Below are 19,020 nucleotides of genomic sequence, written 5' to 3'. Positions count from 1 at the left end.
CGATGAGGTGCAGTCCTGCCCAGGACGGCGCGCTGTCCGGGGCGCCCGAGGGCGCGCTGCGGCTCGTGCCGAGTGGAGAAGAAGGACGGCCTTCGGCCGACGGCTTGGCCGTCGGCCGGTGCTGAGGGGCGGCTGAGGAGCGGCGAGCCGGGCCCGGAACGAGGTGAGCAGGCTTTTCAGAGGGGGATGTCCGGCTCATGCTGTCCCCCGCGGCCTACACGTGCGGATGGACCAGTTCAGGGCGCTGCGCAGGGTGGCGCGGCACTGGGAAGCGGGCAGCCCCGTGGACTCTCCAGCCTTCTGAAAAGCCTCTTCGACCACGTCACGGGAGATGTCGCCCCAGGCGACGAAGCGACCCATGGCGCGTGCGGCCCGGAACAGCTCGGCTTCCCGGCCTCCCTCTTGCGCGGCGGCTACAGCCGCCGTCTCCCGCTCCAGCACGGCGTCCGCGCACCTGCTCCCCGACCGCGCAGGGTTCGGGGCGGCCGGAGAGATTCGCGGCGCGGGTACGAGCTGGTCCCGAAGCCACGAAGGGAGTGGGGCGACAGGCGCGTCCTGATCCAACGGGCGGTAGGACTGGCCGTTGACGGCGGTGCCCGGGGCGACCACGTAGCCGCCCCAAGCGCGGGTGTCGATCCCAGGGCCCAGCTTGCGCTGGGTGTTGTGCAGACGTACGTCGACGGGGGCGGCGTAGTACAGGTGCAACCCACCGCTCGGGGTCCGCACCGTGAAGGTCGCGGGCGCTGACTGTCCGGCGCGCTCGCAGAGCGCCTGGAAGGTCGTCGCGCCGTCAGGCGCGTCCTTCTTGTTCTCCTTGGCGACGTCGAGGTCGATGACGGCCAGTCCGGAGGGGCCGGTGGCGATGCCGATCCCGTACGGGCGGCGGTTCCAGCACTGCCGGATCAGGTCGGGATCGGTGGTGGCGCGCTGCTCGGGCTTGAGGTGCCCGTTGGCGCAGCGGCCCGTACGGGGGCACAGGTCCTCGCGGTGTCCGGCAGGGATCTTGGCGCCGGGGCGGAGAGGGAAGACGTGCCAGCCGCGCTCGGCTGCGGCCAGTGCCGCGCGTGCCGCAAAAGTGTCCGTCGTGGTGACGGGTTGGGTCATGATGGAGGTCTCCAGTTCTGAGAAGGGCCGGAGGCCGGAGGCGGCGGGCGCCTTGGCGGGATGACCGTCGCCTCCGGGCGTGATCAGAACGGGGGCTCTTCGCCCTGCTGCTTGGCGCTCGCGTTCCACGGGTCCTGGGCAGCGCCGTTGCCCGTGGATCCGTTGGACTGGCGCTTCTGCGTCTTGGCGGTGGCGAACCGGAGCGATGGGCCGATGTCGTCGACTTCGAGGGTGAGCATCGAGCGGTTCTCGCCCTGGTCGGTCTCCCAGTCGAACTGCCGCAGTCGGCCGTTGACGATGACGCGCGATCCCTTGCCCAGGGAGTCAGCGATGTGCTCGGCCAACTGCCGCCAGGCCGAGCAGCGCAGGAACATCGCGGTGCCGTCCTTGTACTGGTTGCTCTCGCGGTCGAAGGTGCGCGGGGTCGAGGCGACCGTGAACTTCGCCAGCGCGGCCCCGGACGGGGTGAAGCGCAGCTCCGGGTCGGAGGTGAGGTTGCCGATCACGGTGATGGGGGTTTCTCCCATGGCCATGGGGGTCTCCTTAGTGGTGAATCGTTCCGCCAGCGCGGCCGAAGAAGCCGGTGGCGACGTTGTGTTGAGTGATGTGGGTGGTCTGGGTGGACCGGCGGACGCCGAAGAAGAAGCGGACGAAGAGCAGCGCGCCGGTGAGGGAGCCCGTGGCGATGGCCAGGGCGAGAGCCGCAGTCATCAGCCCTTCGGAGGCTTGGGCGAGAAGACCGGCGCCGTAGCCGATCCCCGCCGTGGCGGCGCCCGTGCCGACGCCGCTCGCGAGGGCGATGAGGGCCGCGCCCTTGGCCCGGCCGGAGATGCGGGTGTCGATCGGCGACTGGTCCGGCGCCGGAGACTCGGGCTGCTGCGCGGTGACGAGAGCGGCGATCTGGTCGGGGCGAAGGTAGGCGGCGGCGCGCTGTCCGTTCGGCAGGATCGCGGCGACGGGCACGGCCTGGGGTGGGATTGCGGGCACCACGGGCGAGGCGGTGTAGGGCTGCTGGTGGTCGGTACGGATCAGGGTGGTGATCTCGTCGGGGGTCTCCACAATGCGCCTCCAAAGGCGGCGGGTGGCCCTCCTGTGAGCTGGAGAGCCACCCGCACGATGGTCACGTTGTGTAGCTGTAGTGGGTAGTGAGTACCGGGTAGTGGGTAGTGGGGGCGCCCAGTGAGGGCCCCTGTTCATTCCGTCACGGGGGCGCTGTGACAGGGTGCTAGTGGGTAGTGGGGTGTCGCCCCACTACCCACTATCCAGTAACTGAGTGTGATGGTCAGATGTGGTCGGGGTGGACGTAGACGGAGTGCGGTCCACGGTCCCGGTACGCGAGTTCACCGCGCTCGGCAGCGGCCTTCAGCGCTTCGCGGACCGTCTTCCGATCGCGCCCGACCAAGTCGGCGATCGCGGCGGGCTTCATGCCCATCGCTCCGGCGGACTCGATCGCGTCGACTGCCCGGGGCAGCCACTCCGGCCCAGGAGCGGCAGGCGGCGCCTGCTCGTCCTCGGCGGCCTCTTCGGCGGCCTGCTCCGTGATGCGCTCGAACTCGGCGAGGGCGTCCGCGATGGCCTTCGCCGTACGCGGATCGTCCTGGCTCACCGGCTCCGGCTGCGCCGAGTTCGGCGGCGGGCTCGGTTCGGACGGAGAAGGCTGGCCCTCCGGCTCGTCCTCATCAGGCTGCGGGTTCTTGGCCTTGTCGAGGTAGTAGTCGAAGGACCGCATCGGAGTGAGGGTGCCGATACCGCCGACCTCCGTCTCCGTCCCCGGAGCGGGCGGCGGAGACGACTCGGACGCGGGACGCTGGGCGCCGTCGGCGGTCGGTAGGTGCAGCGAGTCCAGGAGCCACGCGATGCGCTGCGGGTCCGACCAGCGCTCGTGGTAGCCGAAAGGAGCGGCGTCTGCCTGAGCGGTCTCGTCCAGGTCGGGCCGGATGTCCCAGCGGGCAGCGGCGAGCTGCTCGATGTCCTCGCGCGGGGAGCCGTCCTCGTGCTCGTCCTCGTCGTTGGCGAAGTAGACCTTGCCCCGCTCCGGCCCGACGCCTCCGGCCTGGGCGCGGTCGGCGTCCAGCAGGTAAAGGCAGCCCTGATTGGGGAGTTCGGCGAGGTTGACCTGCTGGTAGTAGTCGGGGAAGACGAACTGTCCTTCCGCCTTCTGCCGGAACCGCATGCCGATGACGGTGTCGTACTGGCTCGCGATCTCCCCGCCACCGGTGTTGGGCCCGGTACCGCGCTGGACGGCGTCCACCACGTCGACAGCGGCCTTGCGGCCCTTCTTCAGCAGCCGCGTCTTGGCCTTGAGCGCCTCCGGAGTCCAGGCCATCAGGTCCGAGTTCTCGTCGGAGAGCACGATGACGGCGGGCTCCTCCGGCTTGGGCTGGATCTTGCCGCCCTTCATGCGTCCCGCGCGTCCGTCCGCGATGGCCAAGGCGGCGTTCAGCAGCCGGACAGCTTCACCGGGGCTGGTGGCGACCCAGTCCAGGATGGGGCGGTCGATCAGATTCCCGTCGACGTCCTTCCACTGCTGTGCCCAGGGACGGAGCCACCTCTTGGCGGTGTTGCCCTGGGCCATGTCGATCATCCAGATCACCGCGTCGGTGCAGCGCGTGAGCAGGGAGATCAGGACGTGCAGCAGGACGCTCTTGCCCGAGCCCTTCATGCCCGCGACCAGGATCGAGTTCTGCCGGAACAGGATCTCGATGGGCTCCCCCGACTCCAGCAGCCCGAGCGTCAGCGGCTCGCGGATGGTCAGCGGGTGGTCGTCGGCGGGCAGGTCGATGGTCTCGGCAAGCACGTTTCGGGTGGACACGTGCAGCCACGCCTCGGATGCCTGCGGGGTGGGCTCCAGACGCAGAGAGCCTGTGCGCAGGTCGCCCTTGCGGACCTCCAGCGTGGGCAGCAGCACGAGCAACTGCTTGGCGGTGGTCTCGGTCAGGCGCAGGTGCAGCTTGTAGCCGCCGCGAGTGGGGACCGACTTGCCCACCTGGACGCCGCGCGCCCCGGCCTCGTCGAAGAGCCGCGCCCATGCGACGGCGTCGCCGGTGGCGGCGCCCGCTTCGGCCGCCCACTGGTTGGCGATCTCGTCGGCCCGGAGGCTGCGGTCGATCGCGTAGAACGGCGTGAGCGCGGCCGTCACCGTAGCGAGGGCTGAGGCAGAGGCGAGCGTCCAGGGCGTGTGGTGGGCGGTGAAGTTGAACCACGCGCCCGCCGCAGTGGTCCACGCGGCGGTGAAGCCGGTGTGGAACCAGCGTCGGGCCGGGTGCTGCCCGCCGGTACGCAGCCACCGGGAGACTGCGGCGGCGGCGATCCCGGACAGCGAGCCGATACCGATCCAGCCCAGGGGCAGGACGGTCCCGGCCTCCTGGGCCAGTCCGAGTCCGAGCCCGCCAGCGTAGAGGGTGGCGGATGTGAACAACGGCGTGGAGATGACGCCGTGCCGCCAGGGGATCGGCTCGTGGGAGCGGGGTCGGCTCAGCATGAACTCTCCATTCGTCGTGGTTGAGCCGGGAGGACCGAGGACGGGGCGGGCCCGGCAGGAAGCCGGGCCCGCCCGCGCGCGATCAGTTGTTGGCGGACTGGTCCCACTTGGCGCCCTGCGGGGTGGGGTTCTCGATGTTGTCGATCTGCTCGGCGTGGATGATCCGGTACAGGGTCGGAATGGACTCCAGCCGTCCGGCCAGCGCGTACGCGTAGACGGAGGTGTCGTCGTACGCCTCGGGAATGGCGGCGTTGACCTTGAAGTTCTCGCGGCTGCTCATGGCGGCCATGCGGATCACGTCACCGATCGCGTTCTGCACATCCGTGAGGGCGTGCATCACCGACTCGTAGCCGACCATGTTGTCGGCGGGATTCAGCACCATCATGGCGCCCGCGTTGCGGACGGTCTCGGCCGCGTAGCGCAGCGGCATCGTGTGTTCGATCGAGCCCACGGGGACTCCCTTCGAGGCAGGGGCGGTGATCTTTCCGGGGTGGGAGATGGGCCGGTGCGACGCTCCAGCGGAGCGGGTACGGCGCCGGTGCGGGGCCGTCGGCGACGCGGCGGCTGAGGCCGGGGAGCCGCCGCTGGTGTGCTGGTACATCCAGCGGTTCAGCCAGCCCAGCGTTCCCGCCCACGCGAGGACGCGCGCGGCGGGCGTGGTCAGGGTGTGGAAGACCCGACTGAGCGGGCGCAGCCAGTTCGGCCCGATCGTGCTGTAGCGCACCGAGCCCAAGGCCATGTGCGCGTTCAGCACTCCGCGAGTGCCGTACCGCCATGCCCGTGCCAGCAGCGGGGAGCCGTAGCGTCGCGCCGCACGCGCGGCCATCCGGAGCGGGGCCGCGGCCTGGCGGAGGCGTTGCCGGGTCAGCGCGCTGGTGTGCTTGCGCAGCTTGCGTCCGGCCCAGTACGAACCGCGTCGCGCCATGCTCATCGGCGCGGGACGCGAGGTCGCGGACCGCCGCTTCTTCTTCCCGCTTTTCCCCGGCTTCCCGGCCTTCTCGCCCTTCCGGCTCTTCTTCGGCTGAGCCTTCAACTTGCGGGGATCGGGGGTGGTGGCGGCGTCCTGGTCCCGGTTACCGAGAGCAGCCTTGCCCAGCTTCTTCGCGCTCTTGCGGGCCTTGGAGGAGAGCGGAGAAGTCGCGGCGCGGGGCGAGGTGTCCTTGCCCTGCCCCTTCATGTCCGCGCTCCTCCCCGCGCCCTTCGCTCCGCTTCCAGGACCACGGCCGGACGTACCGCCAGCGTGCTTACGGTTCGGGTGCTTCCCGAGCCTGCCCAGGCCGCTGCTGGCCTTGGAGCCGCTACCGGGGCGGGGCAACTGCCCCGAGCCCGTCCTGGCTCCCGCCGCTGCGGGCTTCGTGCTGCGGGGCAAGCGGCGGCCAGTGCCGCCGGTGGCTGCGGCGTTGCGGCCCAGAGCGCCGGACTGTCCCGGTCCGCCGGGCCGCTGAGGTGCGGCGTTGAGCCGACCGGCAGCGGCGGGCCTGTTCTTCGCTCCGCTCAGCCCCGAGGGCTTCCGAGAGGCGGCGGGTCCGCCCGTATCGGCGCCTGTCGTCCGTCGACCGGGCTTGGCAGCCGAAGAACGCGGCGAGGACGTCCCATTGCGGGAGCCGGTGCGTGATCCCGCACGGCTCCCGCGCAAGCCGCCCCCGCTCCGGCCCGATCCTGTGCCGGGAGAACGCGCCCGGCCTGGGGAGGAGCCGAGTCGGCCGGGGCGCCGCGTACGGCGTCGGGACACTGCCGTCACCGTGCCGACGGCCACGGCAGCGCAGGTGATCAGTCCGAGAACGACGGCGGAGAGGCCGAACTGATGGATGAGCCAGCACAGCCCGATCACACCGGTGAGGATGCCGCCGGGCGCCAGGACCCCTCCCAGCGTCTCCGTCGGTTCCTGCGTCTGCTGCCGTGCGTTCGGCTTGTCTGCCGGTGGCGTCTCGCTCGACTTGCCCGTCTTGGCGTACGGCTTCGTGGTCGTGGGGTGCGGTGCGGGTGGGGCCTGCGCTCCGGCGAAGGGCACCGTGTCGGTGTCGGTCATAGGCAGGGGCTCCAGCTTCAGTGAGAAGGGCTGGTAGAGAAGGCACCCGGGGCGACGGGCGATCGGATGGCGGGATGACCGCAGCCCCGGGCGGGAGTAACAGCAGATGTGGGTTCAGGCGGCGCGCGAGACCGCGTCCGGATAGGCGCAGGAGACACAGATTCCGAGCGAAGTGGGGATGCAGTAGCCCGCGTCCGTGCGGCACTGCGGGCAGGTACGCCGCGCGAGCATCGCCTTGGCCAGCGCCGCAGTGCGGGCAGGTGTCATGGGCCGGACCGGCTTCGCGCCGTCGACGTCCGCGCATCACCTGCGCGACGGCCTCCTGCCCACCCGGACGTAAGCCACGGGCCCGTAACTGCCGACGCGTGGCCAGCCCTTCCGGGGCCAGGCGCCAGGGGTACGAGGGAAGACCGTAGATGGCGCCGGTCGGATCGTGGCCGAACATCAGCCGACGCGCGCTTCGGCCAGGGCTTCGTCACCGCGCGGCTGCGCGGCGAGCTGCGCGGCACGCGCGGTACGGAAGTCGCGCAGCCAGTTGCGGGCGTTGCCGGCATCGATTCCGAACCGCTCCGCCAGCTCAGAGGCGGCTGGTTCCACCTGCCCGCCGGAGGCGGCCAGCGCGGCGAGATAGTGCTGCCAGCCGGACTGCTTGGCCTGCGACCGGAACAGCGGCCCTTCACCGGACAGCGCCGCGTCGGGGGCGCCCTCGGACAGGGGGACGAGGTCACCGCGAAGGCGGTCCCGCAGGGTCAGGGCTTCACGTACTTCGCTGGTGAGCTGCCGCAACGCCTGCTCCCGGGCACTGACCTCACGCCGGACCTCCTCGGCTCGGGAGCCCAGTTCCTCCAGCGCCTGGCGACGCTCGACCGTCGCCTGCTCGATTCCCTCCAGGACCTCGCGAGCGCGGTGTTCGGCCTGCCCTGTCTGCTCCCGTACGGCGGCGAGAGAGGCGTCCGCGCGCTGCCGCGCGTCCTGCTCCTCGCGCCGCGCGTCCGCCGCGCGCTGTCGCGCATCCTCCGCTTCACGCTGGAGGGTGCGCAGTTGCTCGCTCGTCCGCTCGCGCTGCGCGGTGGTCTCTTCCAGCTCCGTCCGCGCGGCGGCCAGCTCATCCGCCGCGCGCTGCCGCGCGGTCTCGGCTTCCCGAAGCGCGGCTTCCGCGCGCTCCCGCGCGTCCTCGGCCTCCGCCGCTCGGACAGAGGCGGCGTGGCGGTCGGCGGCAGGCGTGACCGCCAGCCCCTCGATGAGGGCCAGCACGGCCGGAGGGTCGGTGTAGTCCAGCAGGGCGACCTCGTCGGCCCGGGTGAGGGCGGCCAGGCGGCGCACCACGGCGAGAGCCTGGCCGGTGTCGGTGGCCACCTCCGCGCGGTCCAACGCCTTCTGCGCCCGGCGTCGGCGTCGGACGATCCGCCGCCGTGTCCGTTCAGCCGCACGGGCAGACGCGTCTTGCCGCACGTCAGCCGCCTCCAAGACGGTGCGCAGGCGGTAGACGCGGTGTGCGGCCTTCTGCGCCATCGCGGCCCGCGCGATGGCGGACGAGGACGAGCGGGCGTCGAGCCCCAGGAGGGCGAACAGCGCTGCCCAGCCGTGCTGCCAGACCAGGGCCAGCAACCGGGCGGGGCCCGGCCTGGCGGTGTCCTCTTCGCCGTCCTCACCGTTGGCGCGGGTGCCGAGCTTGGCGCGCAGTTGCAGCTCGATGAGCCAGGTGGCCAGCGCCGGAATGGCGGCCAGGACCGGCCGCGACCACCAGTTCGGGGCGTGGACGGCGTTCATCGCGGCGGAGAAGGCGACGAGCGTCCAGGTGGTGCGGTGCATCAGCCGCAGCTCCCGCGTCCACCCGGCCTTCGGGTCGGCGGCGCGGTAGAGCATGACCAGCAGCGTCATCTCCGCAGCGTCGAACACGGCGATGAAGGCGACGGCCAGCACGGGCGGGAGCTTCGCGGTCTCACCCGCGAAGCCCCACAGCCCGTGCACGGAGACGGCCACGCCGCCCAGGGCGACCACGGCCTGCGGCCCGATCCCGGACAGCCATCGTGAGCGCCGTGCCGCCAGGTGCGTGGCGATCAGCGCGGCCAGCACGAGGCCGGTGGCGGCCAGCGGCCACCAGTCGGGCAACGCGCTGACCGCGTCGTGCAGATCGAGGCCCATCACCAGCACCGCCTACGGCGCTCCGGGCGGGCCTTGAAGGCCAGCCACGCGAGGAAGCCGAAGGTGAGGGCCGCTCCGAGGTGATCGAAGGCGACCGCTGTCACGGCGCCCAGGACGAAGCCCCAACGCAGCAGCGCACCGAGGGGGTGACGACGGGGGCCCGTGCCACACAGCGGGCACAGGTAGTGGTGACGGCGGGTCGTGCGCATCAGACGACCTCCTTCGGGTCTCGGGCGTCGTGATGGTTCGCCACAGCGGCACGGGCAGCCAGCAGCCGACGATGGGCCCGTCGACGACGCCGTTCGTCCCAGCGCGTGGCGGGCCTGTCCAGCAGAGCGATGTCGATGTCCAGCAGCTCGATCTCCGCAGCGATGACGGCCAGTTCGGCGGCCGTGGGTACGGCGTCGTGGTCGGACACGGCGACCAGCGGGTTCATGGCGGTTCTCCGGTGGTGAGAAGGCTGAAGGGAGAGGCCGCTGCCGGTGGGCGTAGCGGTGGCGGGATGACCACCGGCAGCAGCGGAGAACGTGGGGAAGAAGCTGCGGTTCAGGCGGCAGCGTTGACCCAGGCGAAGGGCGCCAGCGCGGCGGCGCGCTTGTAGACCTCGATGGCCTTGCCCCCGTGACCGGGCGAGGGGTAGACCCGCGGCCGGACAAGCGAGGCGTACATGCGAGCGGCGTGGTGGACGCAACCCGTCGCTTCGTCGCCGTGCTGGTCCACGACGCGCACCACGGCGTGGGCGCCCTCGCACGGGCTGGGGTCCTCCGAGTGCGCGGCGGCGCACCGGAGGGTGGTCACGGTCGAGGCGGAGGCGGGAAGAAGAGCCGGGCGCAGGGGAGCTGTGCTCACGAAGGATCTCCAGTTCTGAGAAGAGCGGGGGAGCGCGCCGCCGCTGGCGCGGAGAAGTGGTGGCGGGACGAGCCACCGGCGGCGCGTGGGGCCGGGGACTGTCCGGCTCCCTGCGACCTCGTCCGCACCGTGCCGGTGCGGACGAGGGAGGCAGCCGTCAGGCGCAGATCAGCCCGACGAAGAAGAGGCACGGTGGTGGGCGCCGTCCCGGCCGTCGCGTCGACCGTTGACCGACGCGTGCTCGGGGGCGAGCTGGCCAGTGACGTGGACGCCGCCGCCGTTCTGCTTGGCCGAGTACATCGCCTCGTCTGCCCGTCGCAGCAGGACCGGCAGCTTTGGCGCCGGATTCCCGGCGACGACACAGGCACCGATGGAGGCGCCCACGCACAGCCGCTGTCCCTGGTGGTCGATCGGAACCCGCATCCACTCGTGCAGAGTGGCCAGCGCCGACCGCAGCGTCACAGGATCTGCGGCGGGCACCACGAGGGCGAACTCGTCCCCGCCCAACCGCGCCGCCATCCCCGTGCCGGGGCTGTGGACGGTCAGCCATTCGTTCAACCACGCCCCGCTCTCGCGGATCGCGGTGTCCCCGGCTGCGTGCCCGAAGGTGTCGTTGACCTGCTTGAAGCCGTCCAGGTCGATCACGACGACGGCGCATGGGCCCTGGCCCAGCATCCGGGCCGCCCGCTTCTCGAAGGCGTGCCGGGTGTGCAGTCCGGTGAGCGGATCACGTCGGGCCGCCTCCAGACGGCGCCGCATGAACACCGTGTGCGCGCTCCACGCCGCCACCAGGGGGCCCGCCGCTGCGGCGGCCGTCAACAGGCCGCTCATCGCGTGTCCTTGGCCGCTGCGTCCTGCTGCGACTGCTCGTTGCGGCGCCGAAGGTCTTCTTCCATCTGCCGCTGCTGCTCGGCCGTCACCGGGAACCACCCCCGGCCAGGACGCGCCGCAGCGCCTCGTCCATGTCGGGGTCGGAGTCGGTGGGGTTCGCCGCGAACGCGGCGCGTGCCATGCTGTTCCTCACAGGTTCCTCCAGTTCAGGGCCTGTAAAGCGCCGTCCTGGGGTGCCACCCGGGACGGCGCGCTGCATGTGCGGACTCATCAAGCGGGCAGGGAGATCCGGGCCAGAAGGCCGCGAGTGCCCTGCCTGCATGACGAGCGGCAATCGGGGGCATCGGCCCCGGCTGCCTCCCGCAGGTGCGGCATTCCGACAGGCCCTCTCCAGGTGCCTGTGTGCCGCCCTTACGCGTCGTACGGCCAGTTGCCTCGGTCTTCGCGCCCGTCTGCCCGATCACTCGGGTACGGGGATGCTTCGCTCGCTCAGCACGGCAGCGCCGGTGTCACCCGACGCGGCCACCAGCCGCACGTCCGGAGATGTTCTGGCCTCTCCGGGCGCCGTATCGGATGCGTCCGCCACGCCCTGTGGGCGTTCCGCCGGTCACCTTCCTCCGCTCTCGCGGAAGACCCTTCGGACCTCGGGGCCTCGGTCACCCCCCTTACGGAAGGCCCCCGTGGCGTGTCACCCGGCGCAACGAACGCATCTCCAGTTCTCAAGGAACAGCCCGCCCGTCGACCTCCAGCTCCGTCAGGAGTTCTCCGGAGACCGTTGAGCGGCACGCGCCGTCGGGGCCGAGGCCCCGACTGGTGCGCACCAGAAGACTGCATCTGGTGCGCACCAGAGTCAAGCGGTTCGGAGATTTCCCCGGCCGACTCGTCTCCGCGGCGTGCATCCAGAACACGACGATTCGAGGCGCGCCGGTAGCCAACCGGCCTTCACGACGGGGCGGTTAAGGGATGCGGTTAACCCCTGACGACCTGCGGCTATGTGCGGCATGCTGGGAGAGCGGCGCTGACACCTATTGCCGGGAGCGGGGCAGATGGCCAACGGACTGCGGGCTGCACGCGGGGCGCGAGGGATGTCGCAGGAACGACTCATCCACGCCATCGAGGCGTACGCGCGTCAGCACGGGAGCGAGATCGCCGGTACGGCGAGCCTGCGTACCTACGTCTCCGAGTGGGAGAACGGCAAGCGCAAGATCAACGACCACTACGCGGGGATTCTGCGGGCGCTCCTGGGCTGCACCGACGAGGAGTTGAGGGGCGAGCAGCTCGCATCGGTGCCCACCCTGCCGCCTTCCGCCGACGGCTATGACGACCTGCTCAGCCGCATCGACTCCGCGCGCAGCGTCAGCCAGTCCATGGTGAAGGCGTTCATGGACCAGACGGAGCTGCTGCGCACCATGGACCGTCAACTGGGCGCGGCCAGCCTGGTCGATCAGATGGGCAGCCACCTGGCGACCCTCGAAGAGGCCCTGACGTTCGCGGTGCTGCCCGACACGCGTCGTCCTGTCGCGGTCGCGCTGACCGGGGCCGCGACTCTCGCCGCGTGGCAGGCCCTGGACGGCGGCTACGTCGAACGGGCGTGGCGCAACTACGAGCTGGCGAAGCGGGCCGCGCAGGAAGCGGACGCGCCGATGTACCTCGTCCACGCCATGGGCGAGCAGGCGTACGTCCTCGGAGAGGCCGGGCGGCCCACCGACGCCGTGAAGCTCGTGCGCTACGCGCGGGAGGTCGGCGGGGAGCGGCTGTCGCCCCGGCTCCAGGCGTGGCTACACGCGGCCGAGGCCGAGCTGTGCGCGAAGGCCGGTCAGCCGGACGACTGCCGCCGTGCGATGGACCGGGCCTTCGCCTGCCTCCCGGCTGGCGACGAAGCGCGGGACGAGGACATGCTGAGCATCTTCCTCAACCACGGCCACCTGACACGGTGGCGCGGCAACGCGCTCGCGCTCCTGGGCGACGACGAGGCGGTGGACAGCCTGTACGCCGCGCTCGACTCCGTGGACACCACCTTCGTCCGGGCGCAGGCGGGGATGCGCTGCGACTTGGCCCACGCGCATCTCGTACGCGGTGAGCGGGACCAAGCGCGGCAGCATCTCCAGCAGGCCCGGCTGCTGGCGAAGCGCACGGGGTCCGTTCGTCACCAGCGCCGTATCGACCTGCTCACTGGTCGGATGTAGAAGCGCCGGCACCGGTGCCGCGGTTGGCCAGCACGTGCAGCAGCGCGATGAGCGTCCCCGAGCCCATGAGGTCGCCGCGGCGCATCAGGCCCCGGATGTCGGAGAGCGGGACCCATTCGACGTGTCCGGCCTCTTCGAGGTCCGTCGGCTCGCCGACCCGCGTCGCACCGCGACCGACGAAGATGTCGTGCGGGGAGTCGACCATGCCGACCATGGGCTGATAGCTGACGACGTGCTCCAGGGCCTCCGGCCGCCAGCCGGTCTCTTCTTCGACCTCGCGCAGCGCCGTTTCCTGTGCGCTCTCGCCCGGGTCCACGATCCCACCGGGCAGCTCCCAGCCCCAGGACTGCGGGACGAAGCGGTAGCGCCAGAGCATCAGGACGCGGTCCTGGTCGTCGATGACGGCGGCGACGGCCACGTGGTGAAGCCTGACTACGTGGTGCTCGAAGCGCTCAACCCCAGGGGGCTCGACGTCGACCAGGTCGAGGTTCACCCACCGGTTCTCGTAGACACTGCGCTCACCGTGGATCTTCCACGGCTCCAGCCCTTCGGGCGTGGGCGTGCTGACGCCTCCGGCGACGCGATACGAGCTGCGGCCGTGAACCTCCAGATGCCCCTCGGAGACGAGACGCGCCAGCACCTGCCGCAGGACGGTGCGCCGGACCGGCAGCACCTCTTCGAGCTTGCGCTCGCTGGACAGCTTCTCTCCTGGCTTCAGCTCACCCGAGTCGATCCATCCCCGGATCTCGTTGTACGCGGCCGTTGCCTTCGGACCCATTTGCAGAGCACTCTCCAGTTCATCGGCTGGTGCGTGCCAGCGTAACTGCGGGCCGCGGTGGACGGCACCGGCACCGCCCGTGGCCCCTTGCGGTGGTACGGGCGGACACGAACGTGTTGTGTGTGGTTGCTGCGCTGCGTTCCTCTTGACGACCTGTGTGCCCGAGCTGAGCCTGAATACGCGACCGTGCAGCGGTCCGGGGCGAAGGAGCGGGAGATGGGCGACCCGAACGAGATCAACGGCTACAACCTCTACGACAACGAGATCATCTCGGAGCCCGAAGACGAGGGCGACCAGGCAGAAGAGGACGAGGAGTGAAGAGGGACGAGCAGGGGCGCAAATGGGCCCAGCCCTTCCACCTCAAGCTCCCTCGTCAGGTCGGCGCCAAGGTGGGTAAGCATCTGCGCCACGGGGATGTCGCGCGCATCGGGGACCGGCTCTTCCACATCGATGACGTCTTGGACCACGAGGACGTGACGAAGCGGCTACTGCTGGGGCGCTGGGACGGGACGGAGGGGGTGGACAGCTCCATTGTGGAAGCAGAAGAATTCTACGAGGTTGGGTGAGGTTCGCCTCGTCGCACGCACCAAATTCCTGCCGTTTTCGGTGGAGAACTCTCGCAACGATTGCTGCGATCTCAAGTTGCGGAATTTTTCCTACCCAGTGCGGCGTCCAGGCTTTAGAGTCATTCGCCATCTCGCCATTCTAGGGTGAGAGTGTCTTGCGGCACCATCACTTTCGGGGCCAGCGAAGATCGCATATCGAATCCGCATCTACCAGGGCGAGGCGAAAATTTTTCAACGAGGGAGTACGCAAGGGGGCCTTCGTGGTACGCCCCGACGTCCCCGCTGGCTGCCTCTGGCCCGGTGCATCGTCGAGTACGGATGAGCTGTACGTCGGCCCACCACGCGGACCGCAGAAGTGGTAGGCGCCCTTTCCGAGATCAGTGGCATCTGGTAGGCATCTGCTGATTCGTACTGTTCCTGTAGCCGGTCGCCAGTCAGTATGATGCCCGACGGAGCAATCATCCCATCCAAGGTGTTATATATGATTAATCCCTCGCAAGGGTTCAATTGGCATCAGCTTCCCCCTTTCTTTCAGGATGCTGATGCCGGTTCCATCCGCTCGAAGCGCCGCTACTTCGGACAGCTGCGCGCAAGCCTTTTGCTGTTGTTTCTGGCAGCCTTGTGCGGGGCAGCCACGTTTAATATCCAAGGTATCGATTGGGCTGGGGCGTTAGCTGCACTAGCATTCATTGGTTCGATCATCGTCAGACTTTATATTGAGCAGCAGCGGGATGAGCGACGATGGTATGAGTGTCGCGCTGCTGCGGAATCCTGTAAGACGCTTTCTTGGCGTTATGCGGTGTGCGGCGATCCCTTTCCTGAATCCATGTCGGCCAATGATGCTCGAAGGCTATTTCTTAGTCGTTTGCGAGAAATTAGCTTTGGGCTTGAGATCGTAGACGTCTCCACCGGTACTGATGTGAATGAGGCGATGGAACAATGTCGCAGCAGCAGTAGGGCTGAACGTATCGAAATCTACAAAACCAATCGTCTGATGGAGCAGGTCGACTGGTATTCACGTATGGCGACAGTTCGTGATAAGGGTTCTCGCAGGTGGCGGAGCTGTGCGCTAGCAGGAGAGTTGCTAGGAATCATAGCGGGAACGCTCAAGGCATATGGTGTTGTTCCGATTGACCTTTTGGGGGTAGTGAGTGCAGGCGTCGCGGGAATGACAGCATGGTTTCAGGCTCACCGGCTCGACACAGAAGCAACCGCATACAGCCTGACTGCTCGCGAGATCAGGCATATCCTTTCCCTCTTGGAGGAGAATGCAGATGCGGACCAGTGGGCTAAATTCGTGAGTCAGGCGGAAACCGCGATCTCGCGAGAGCACACCATGTGGGCAGCGGGTCGTAGGCCAAGAGCGGATCTGGCAGAGTGAGGTTCTGGTGATGACCGGCTATTGAATTTCAGGAAGTTTGACTAATTTCCATGAATGGTGCTCTGGCAGGTCGATTGACTTCAGTGTGAAGATGAGCCGATTGGCGTCTCAACTTTCGCCGATCGCACGGCGAATCCTAAATTTAGGGCCCGTGCCTCGGAATCCTAACCTGATGGTGAGCTGGCAGCGTGGCAGCGGCTGGTGCGGTGATTTATGGGCGTTCCTGGACCCCGTGATGGGAGCCAACTGCACCACGACGAGGCGACACTGGATGGACGTGGCGGACGGCTTAACCGTCATCGCAGCAGGTGAATAGGTGGACCCTCTTCCCGTCGCGCGGCGTCCTCGGTTTCTGGCGTTTCAACAATGACAGTTGCGAACATTTCAAGTGCACGCTCAGGGCTCTGCTTGATTTTTGATTGACGCCCGAGATGTTCGACTTCTATGTAGCTATGCGGGCAGGCTCACACGGACACGCACGAAGGCAAGTGCTTCACGTCGCGAGGAAGCCCGACGGGAAGTGCCCACCACGCCATATGGTTCTTGAGCTTCACCTTGACTCTGCATTAACCTCGGCCTTTCATGACGGTCTGCCGACTCCGTCGGCAGACCGTCATGAAAGGCCGAGGTTAACGGACAACGACGGACGTTCGAGCGGTAGTCTCCCCAGCTCAATGGGCGACGCCGGAAGCTCGCGGAGGCATCCGACAGCCTTGAGGACGCAGGTGCCGTAGGCTGAATGCCCCGCCGCGCGAAGCGAGCAAGTTGAATAGGGCGGGACTCTTCCCGCCGCATTGGCTGGGGAAGAGCCAGGACATGAACTCGAATGATGATGCTCAAGCGGCAGCTCGGGAGTTGGCACATCGAGCGCACGAGACTCGGTTCATAGGGGAGCCCAAAGAGTGGCGAAGGTTCTTGCGAGGCGCAGACCAGCGGTCCAGCTCCACCGGGCCGTGGATCGACCGTAAGGCCAGCCCCTTCGAGCGGACCGGCTGGCGCGTACGAGCAGCCGAGTTGCACGACGAGGAAGCGTTCGCCGTCACGTACTGGGTCTGCAATAGGTGCTGCCGCGCGTGGGTGGAGTGGCCTTATACCGCACCTGACTACCAGCGCTGCGGTCTGGCCAGAGCTGGCCTAGCGGCGCTGCGCTCCGACAACCCAGGGGTCGCCTGGCACACATTAGGAGGACACGAACGGGAAGCCGTTCCGTTCTGGCAGGCGATGGGTGACGACGTCCCAGGAAGCTATGAACCGCGAGAGTCGTGCGAGCACGATCCTCAGAATCATGGTTAGGACGATGCCTAGAGCAGTTGGCTGGGTGCGCGTACTGGGACTCCACGGCCAACCTGCGGCCAAGGTGCGGGGGACCGGCGCCCAACGACACACGTATTGCCAGGTCAGTAGCGGTCAAAGGCTCGCAGAGCGGCTGGTCTTGAAAACCGTCGTGGCGTAACCCGTCACCGTGGGTTCAAATCCCACCGCCTCCGCGTAGCTGATTACGTCAGCATCACCGCACGTCAGAAGGGGTGCCCCGAATCGGGGCACCCCTTCTGCGTTACGGAGCGTGTCAGCCTGTCCCACCTGATCCCACCGTTGACCAGCGTGTGTGGCCGACATGTGGCCAACCTCCGCCGAGGGCGCGTGACGTGGTCACGGAGGGGGAGGCGTGAGGCGGGTGGTGACCAGGGTGAGGGGTGGCCAGTTGAGGCGGCCGTGGCGGGTGACGGCGTAGGCGCGCAGTTCGACGTGCGGGGCGGTCAGGGGGAGGAGGCGGACGTTGGGGGACGGTGCGCGGTCCGCGTGGTCCGTGGGGAGGAGGCCGACGCCGAGGCCAGCGGCGATCATGTCCTGGACCAGGTCGAGGCTGTCGGCCCGGTGCGTCACACGGGGGTCGAACCCGGCCATGGAAGCGATCGTGCGGACCACCGTCTCGTCCGCCGTGTTGCGGGAGTTGACGATCCAGTCCTGTGCGCGGAAGCGGGCGAAGACCTCCACCGCGCTCTCCGACGGCGACGGCGACGGCGACGGAGACGGCGTGTGCGCGGGGACGCCCAGGCCCCATGCCGCTGTCCACAGCGGCGTCGACTTCACGGTGGGGTCGGCGGGCGCGGGCGCGAGGTTGTAGTCGTAGGTCAGCGCGAGGTCCGTCTCGTCGGCGGCCAGCACCGCGAGCGCTTCAGGGGGTTCGTGCTCGCGGATGAGGACCCGCACCTGTGGGTGGCTGTCCGCCAGCTCGGCGACGACGGGCAGCAGATGCGTACGGATGGCCGTGCTGAACCCGGCGATCCGCAGCGTGCCGTTGGGCTCAGCGCCGGGGCCGAGGTCGAGGCGGGCGGCCTCGACCGCCGCCAGGATGGTCACCGCGTGCTCGGCCAGCCGACGGCCCGCGGGGGTCAGCCGCACCCCGCGCCCGTCGGGCTCCGTCAGCGCCGTGCCCGTCTCGCGGGACAGGGCGGCGAGCTGCTGGGAGACCGTCGACGTGGTGGTGCGGAGCACATCGGCGACGGCACGCATCGAGCCGAGCCGGGACAGTTCGGCCAGCAGCTCCAGACGGCGCGTTTCCATGGCTCCATTGTTAAGCAATCGTGGACGGACCGTCCATGATCGGCACGTGGACAGGGATGGTTCGCAGATCGTCTACTCGGGGTCATGTCCTCCTTCTCTCCCCCGGGATCCGAACCTCTGGCCTCGGGGCCTCGTCCCGTCTTCGCCTCGTCCGGGCCCGGCAGCGGTGCCCTCATGGCCGTCGCGTCCATGGCGTGCATCCAGCTCGGGCTCGCCGTCTCGGTGCAGCTCTTCGACCAGCTCGGTCCGCTGGGCGCCGCGTGGCTGCGCCTCGCGTGGGCGGGTGTGCTGCTGCTGGTACTGGTGCGGCCCGGACCCTCCGCTTTCACCCGTCGCGGGCTGCTGGCGTGCGTGGCACTCGGCGTGGTGACGGGCGGGCTGATGCTGCTGTTCATGCTCGCGGTGGCCCGTATTCCGCTGGGGACGGCGAGCGCGCTGGAGTTCCTCGGGCCGCTGGCCGTCTCCATGTTCGGTGCGGGAGGCGGGCGTGGGCGTGGGCGCGGACGCAGGGCGTGGGCGCTGCTGGCCGCCGTCGGGGTGGTGCTGCTCACCGAGCCGTGGCACGGCGGCATCGACCCCGTGGGCGTCGGGTTCGCGCTCGCCGCCGCGGCCTGCTGGGCGGGGTACATCCTGCTGACCCAGCGCGTCGGTGACCAGGTGACCGGGCTGAAGGGACTGGCGGTCTCGATGCCCGTCGCGGCGCTGGTCGCCACGTTCGTGGCCGGACCAGGCGAGCTGGCAGGGGCGCTGACCTGGCCGTTGATCCTCACCGGGCTGGGTCTTGCCGTGCTCCACCCCGTGCTCCCGTTCAGCCTGGAGTTCCTCGCCCTCCGCGGGCTGACGACCACCGCCTTCGGCACCCTGATGAGCCTGGAACCGGCCATCGCCCTCGCCGTCGGCCTCGTCGCGCTGGGTCAGGTGCCGGGTGCGGCCTCCGCGGTCGGCGTCGTGTGCGTCGTGATCGCCGGTATCGGCGCGATCCGTACGGGCCGACGCGACACCGCTCCCGCCCCCGGTTCCGGCTCCGGTTCCGGTTCCGTGACGGGGTCCGACGCTGGCTCCGGCTCCGGCTCCGGTTCCGGCTCCGGTTCCGGTTCCGGTTCCG

Annotated in this window: 16 protein-coding genes and 1 pseudogene; 4 read left to right on the top strand and 13 right to left on the bottom strand. The window is 69.3% G+C overall.

Features of this window, described 5'->3' with window-relative positions; translation table 11 throughout:
* Nucleotides 1-195: 195 nt before the first annotated feature.
* From ACYVOO_RS00825 to ACYVOO_RS00775, 11 genes and pseudogenes are all read right to left on the bottom strand, one after another.
* On the bottom strand, nt 196-1,104 hold the full coding sequence (locus ACYVOO_RS00825) for a bifunctional DNA primase/polymerase (RefSeq protein ID WP_461013733.1): 909 nt from the start codon (nt 1,102-1,104) through the stop codon (nt 196-198).
* 83 nt (nt 1,105-1,187) lie between these two features.
* Entirely contained in the window at nt 1,188-1,637 is a 450-nt protein-coding gene (locus tag ACYVOO_RS00820) for a single-stranded DNA-binding protein (protein ID WP_461013732.1), read from the bottom strand.
* Between the two features lie 10 nt (nt 1,638-1,647).
* Nucleotides 1,648-2,163 (bottom strand): hypothetical protein, encoded by a 516-nt coding sequence (locus ACYVOO_RS00815; RefSeq protein ID WP_461013731.1) that lies wholly within the window; start codon nt 2,161-2,163, stop codon nt 1,648-1,650.
* Nucleotides 2,164-2,386: 223 nt separating this feature from the next.
* On the bottom strand, nt 2,387-4,585 hold the full coding sequence (locus ACYVOO_RS00810; RefSeq protein WP_461013730.1) for a hypothetical protein: 2,199 nt from the start codon (nt 4,583-4,585) through the stop codon (nt 2,387-2,389).
* 82 nt (nt 4,586-4,667) lie between these two features.
* Nucleotides 4,668-6,614 carry a hypothetical protein gene (locus tag ACYVOO_RS00805; protein WP_461013729.1) on the bottom strand — a complete coding sequence of 649 codons (1,947 nt, stop codon included), beginning with the start codon at nt 6,612-6,614 and terminating at the stop codon, nt 4,668-4,670.
* 114 nt (nt 6,615-6,728) lie between these two features.
* A pseudogene (locus ACYVOO_RS00800) lies at nt 6,729-7,059 on the bottom strand (RRQRL motif-containing zinc-binding protein).
* On the bottom strand, nt 7,059-8,768 hold the full coding sequence (locus ACYVOO_RS00795) for a hypothetical protein (protein ID WP_461013728.1): 1,710 nt from the start codon (nt 8,766-8,768) through the stop codon (nt 7,059-7,061). Before ACYVOO_RS00795 ends, ACYVOO_RS00800 begins: the two are co-directional and overlap by 1 nt.
* On the bottom strand, nt 8,759-8,968 hold the full coding sequence (locus tag ACYVOO_RS00790) for a hypothetical protein (RefSeq protein ID WP_461013727.1): 210 nt from the start codon (nt 8,966-8,968) through the stop codon (nt 8,759-8,761). The genes ACYVOO_RS00795 and ACYVOO_RS00790 overlap by 10 nt, the downstream gene beginning before the upstream one ends.
* Nucleotides 8,968-9,195 (bottom strand): DUF6284 family protein, encoded by a 228-nt coding sequence (locus tag ACYVOO_RS00785; RefSeq protein WP_461013726.1) that lies wholly within the window; start codon nt 9,193-9,195, stop codon nt 8,968-8,970. The genes ACYVOO_RS00790 and ACYVOO_RS00785 overlap by 1 nt, the downstream gene beginning before the upstream one ends.
* A gap of 110 nt (nt 9,196-9,305) precedes the next feature.
* Nucleotides 9,306-9,608: a hypothetical protein gene (locus ACYVOO_RS00780; RefSeq protein WP_461013725.1), complete on the bottom strand. Its 303-nt coding sequence runs from the start codon at nt 9,606-9,608 to the stop codon at nt 9,306-9,308.
* Between the two features lie 168 nt (nt 9,609-9,776).
* Nucleotides 9,777-10,439, bottom strand: a complete 663-nt coding sequence (locus tag ACYVOO_RS00775; RefSeq protein WP_461013724.1) for a GGDEF domain-containing protein — start codon at nt 10,437-10,439, stop codon at nt 9,777-9,779.
* 1,085 nt (nt 10,440-11,524) lie between these two features.
* Here ACYVOO_RS00775 and ACYVOO_RS00770 point away from each other — a divergent pair.
* On the top strand, nt 11,525-12,625 hold the full coding sequence (locus ACYVOO_RS00770) for an XRE family transcriptional regulator (RefSeq protein WP_461013723.1): 1,101 nt from the start codon (nt 11,525-11,527) through the stop codon (nt 12,623-12,625).
* Here the strand turns inward: ACYVOO_RS00770 and ACYVOO_RS00765 are convergent.
* On the bottom strand, nt 12,609-13,403 hold the full coding sequence (locus tag ACYVOO_RS00765; protein WP_461013722.1) for an NUDIX domain-containing protein: 795 nt from the start codon (nt 13,401-13,403) through the stop codon (nt 12,609-12,611). The two genes, ACYVOO_RS00770 and ACYVOO_RS00765, sit on opposite strands and share 17 nt — an antisense overlap.
* A 314-nt stretch (nt 13,404-13,717) precedes the next feature.
* Between ACYVOO_RS00765 and ACYVOO_RS00760 the strand changes: the two genes are divergently transcribed.
* Together ACYVOO_RS00760 and ACYVOO_RS00755 are read left to right on the top strand one after the other, a co-directional pair.
* Entirely contained in the window at nt 13,718-13,969 is a 252-nt protein-coding gene (locus tag ACYVOO_RS00760; RefSeq protein ID WP_461013721.1) for a hypothetical protein, read from the top strand.
* 481 nt (nt 13,970-14,450) lie between these two features.
* Nucleotides 14,451-15,350: a DUF4231 domain-containing protein gene (locus tag ACYVOO_RS00755; RefSeq protein WP_461013720.1), complete on the top strand. Its 900-nt coding sequence runs from the start codon at nt 14,451-14,453 to the stop codon at nt 15,348-15,350.
* 1,650 nt (nt 15,351-17,000) lie between these two features.
* On the opposite strand, the gene ACYVOO_RS00750 is transcribed toward ACYVOO_RS00755, so the two are convergent.
* Nucleotides 17,001-17,915: a LysR family transcriptional regulator gene (locus tag ACYVOO_RS00750; protein ID WP_461013719.1), complete on the bottom strand. Its 915-nt coding sequence runs from the start codon at nt 17,913-17,915 to the stop codon at nt 17,001-17,003.
* A gap of 84 nt (nt 17,916-17,999) precedes the next feature.
* Between ACYVOO_RS00750 and ACYVOO_RS00745 the strand changes: the two genes are divergently transcribed.
* Nucleotides 18,000-19,020 (top strand): EamA family transporter (locus tag ACYVOO_RS00745; protein WP_461013718.1); only part of this gene is annotated, 1,021 nt, incomplete at its 3' end.

The sequence above is a fragment of the Streptomyces daliensis genome (genome assembly GCF_054782395.1).
This window is presented reverse-complemented; position numbering and strand designations above follow the sequence as displayed.

What these genes read in the sequence shown, in the direction of transcription:
- ACYVOO_RS00825 (WP_461013733.1), bottom strand. Translation starts at nt 1,104, where the DNA reads ATGACCCAACCCGTCACCACGACGGACACTTTTGCGGCACGCGCGGCA.
- ACYVOO_RS00820 (WP_461013732.1), bottom strand. Translation starts at nt 1,637, where the DNA reads ATGGCCATGGGAGAAACCCCCATCACCGTGATCGGCAACCTCACCTCC.
- ACYVOO_RS00810 (WP_461013730.1), bottom strand. Translation starts at nt 4,585, where the DNA reads ATGCTGAGCCGACCCCGCTCCCACGAGCCGATCCCCTGGCGGCACGGC.
- ACYVOO_RS00805 (WP_461013729.1), bottom strand. Translation starts at nt 6,614, where the DNA reads ATGACCGACACCGACACGGTGCCCTTCGCCGGAGCGCAGGCCCCACCC.
- ACYVOO_RS00790 (WP_461013727.1), bottom strand. Translation starts at nt 8,968, where the DNA reads ATGCGCACGACCCGCCGTCACCACTACCTGTGCCCGCTGTGTGGCACG.
- ACYVOO_RS00785 (WP_461013726.1), bottom strand. Translation starts at nt 9,195, where the DNA reads ATGAACCCGCTGGTCGCCGTGTCCGACCACGACGCCGTACCCACGGCC.
- ACYVOO_RS00775 (WP_461013724.1), bottom strand. Translation starts at nt 10,439, where the DNA reads ATGAGCGGCCTGTTGACGGCCGCCGCAGCGGCGGGCCCCCTGGTGGCG.
- ACYVOO_RS00770 (WP_461013723.1), top strand. Translation starts at nt 11,525, where the DNA reads ATGTCGCAGGAACGACTCATCCACGCCATCGAGGCGTACGCGCGTCAG.
- ACYVOO_RS00765 (WP_461013722.1), bottom strand. Translation starts at nt 13,403, where the DNA reads ATGGGTCCGAAGGCAACGGCCGCGTACAACGAGATCCGGGGATGGATC.
- ACYVOO_RS00755 (WP_461013720.1), top strand. Translation starts at nt 14,451, where the DNA reads ATGATTAATCCCTCGCAAGGGTTCAATTGGCATCAGCTTCCCCCTTTC.
- ACYVOO_RS00750 (WP_461013719.1), bottom strand. Translation starts at nt 17,915, where the DNA reads ATGGAAACGCGCCGTCTGGAGCTGCTGGCCGAACTGTCCCGGCTCGGC.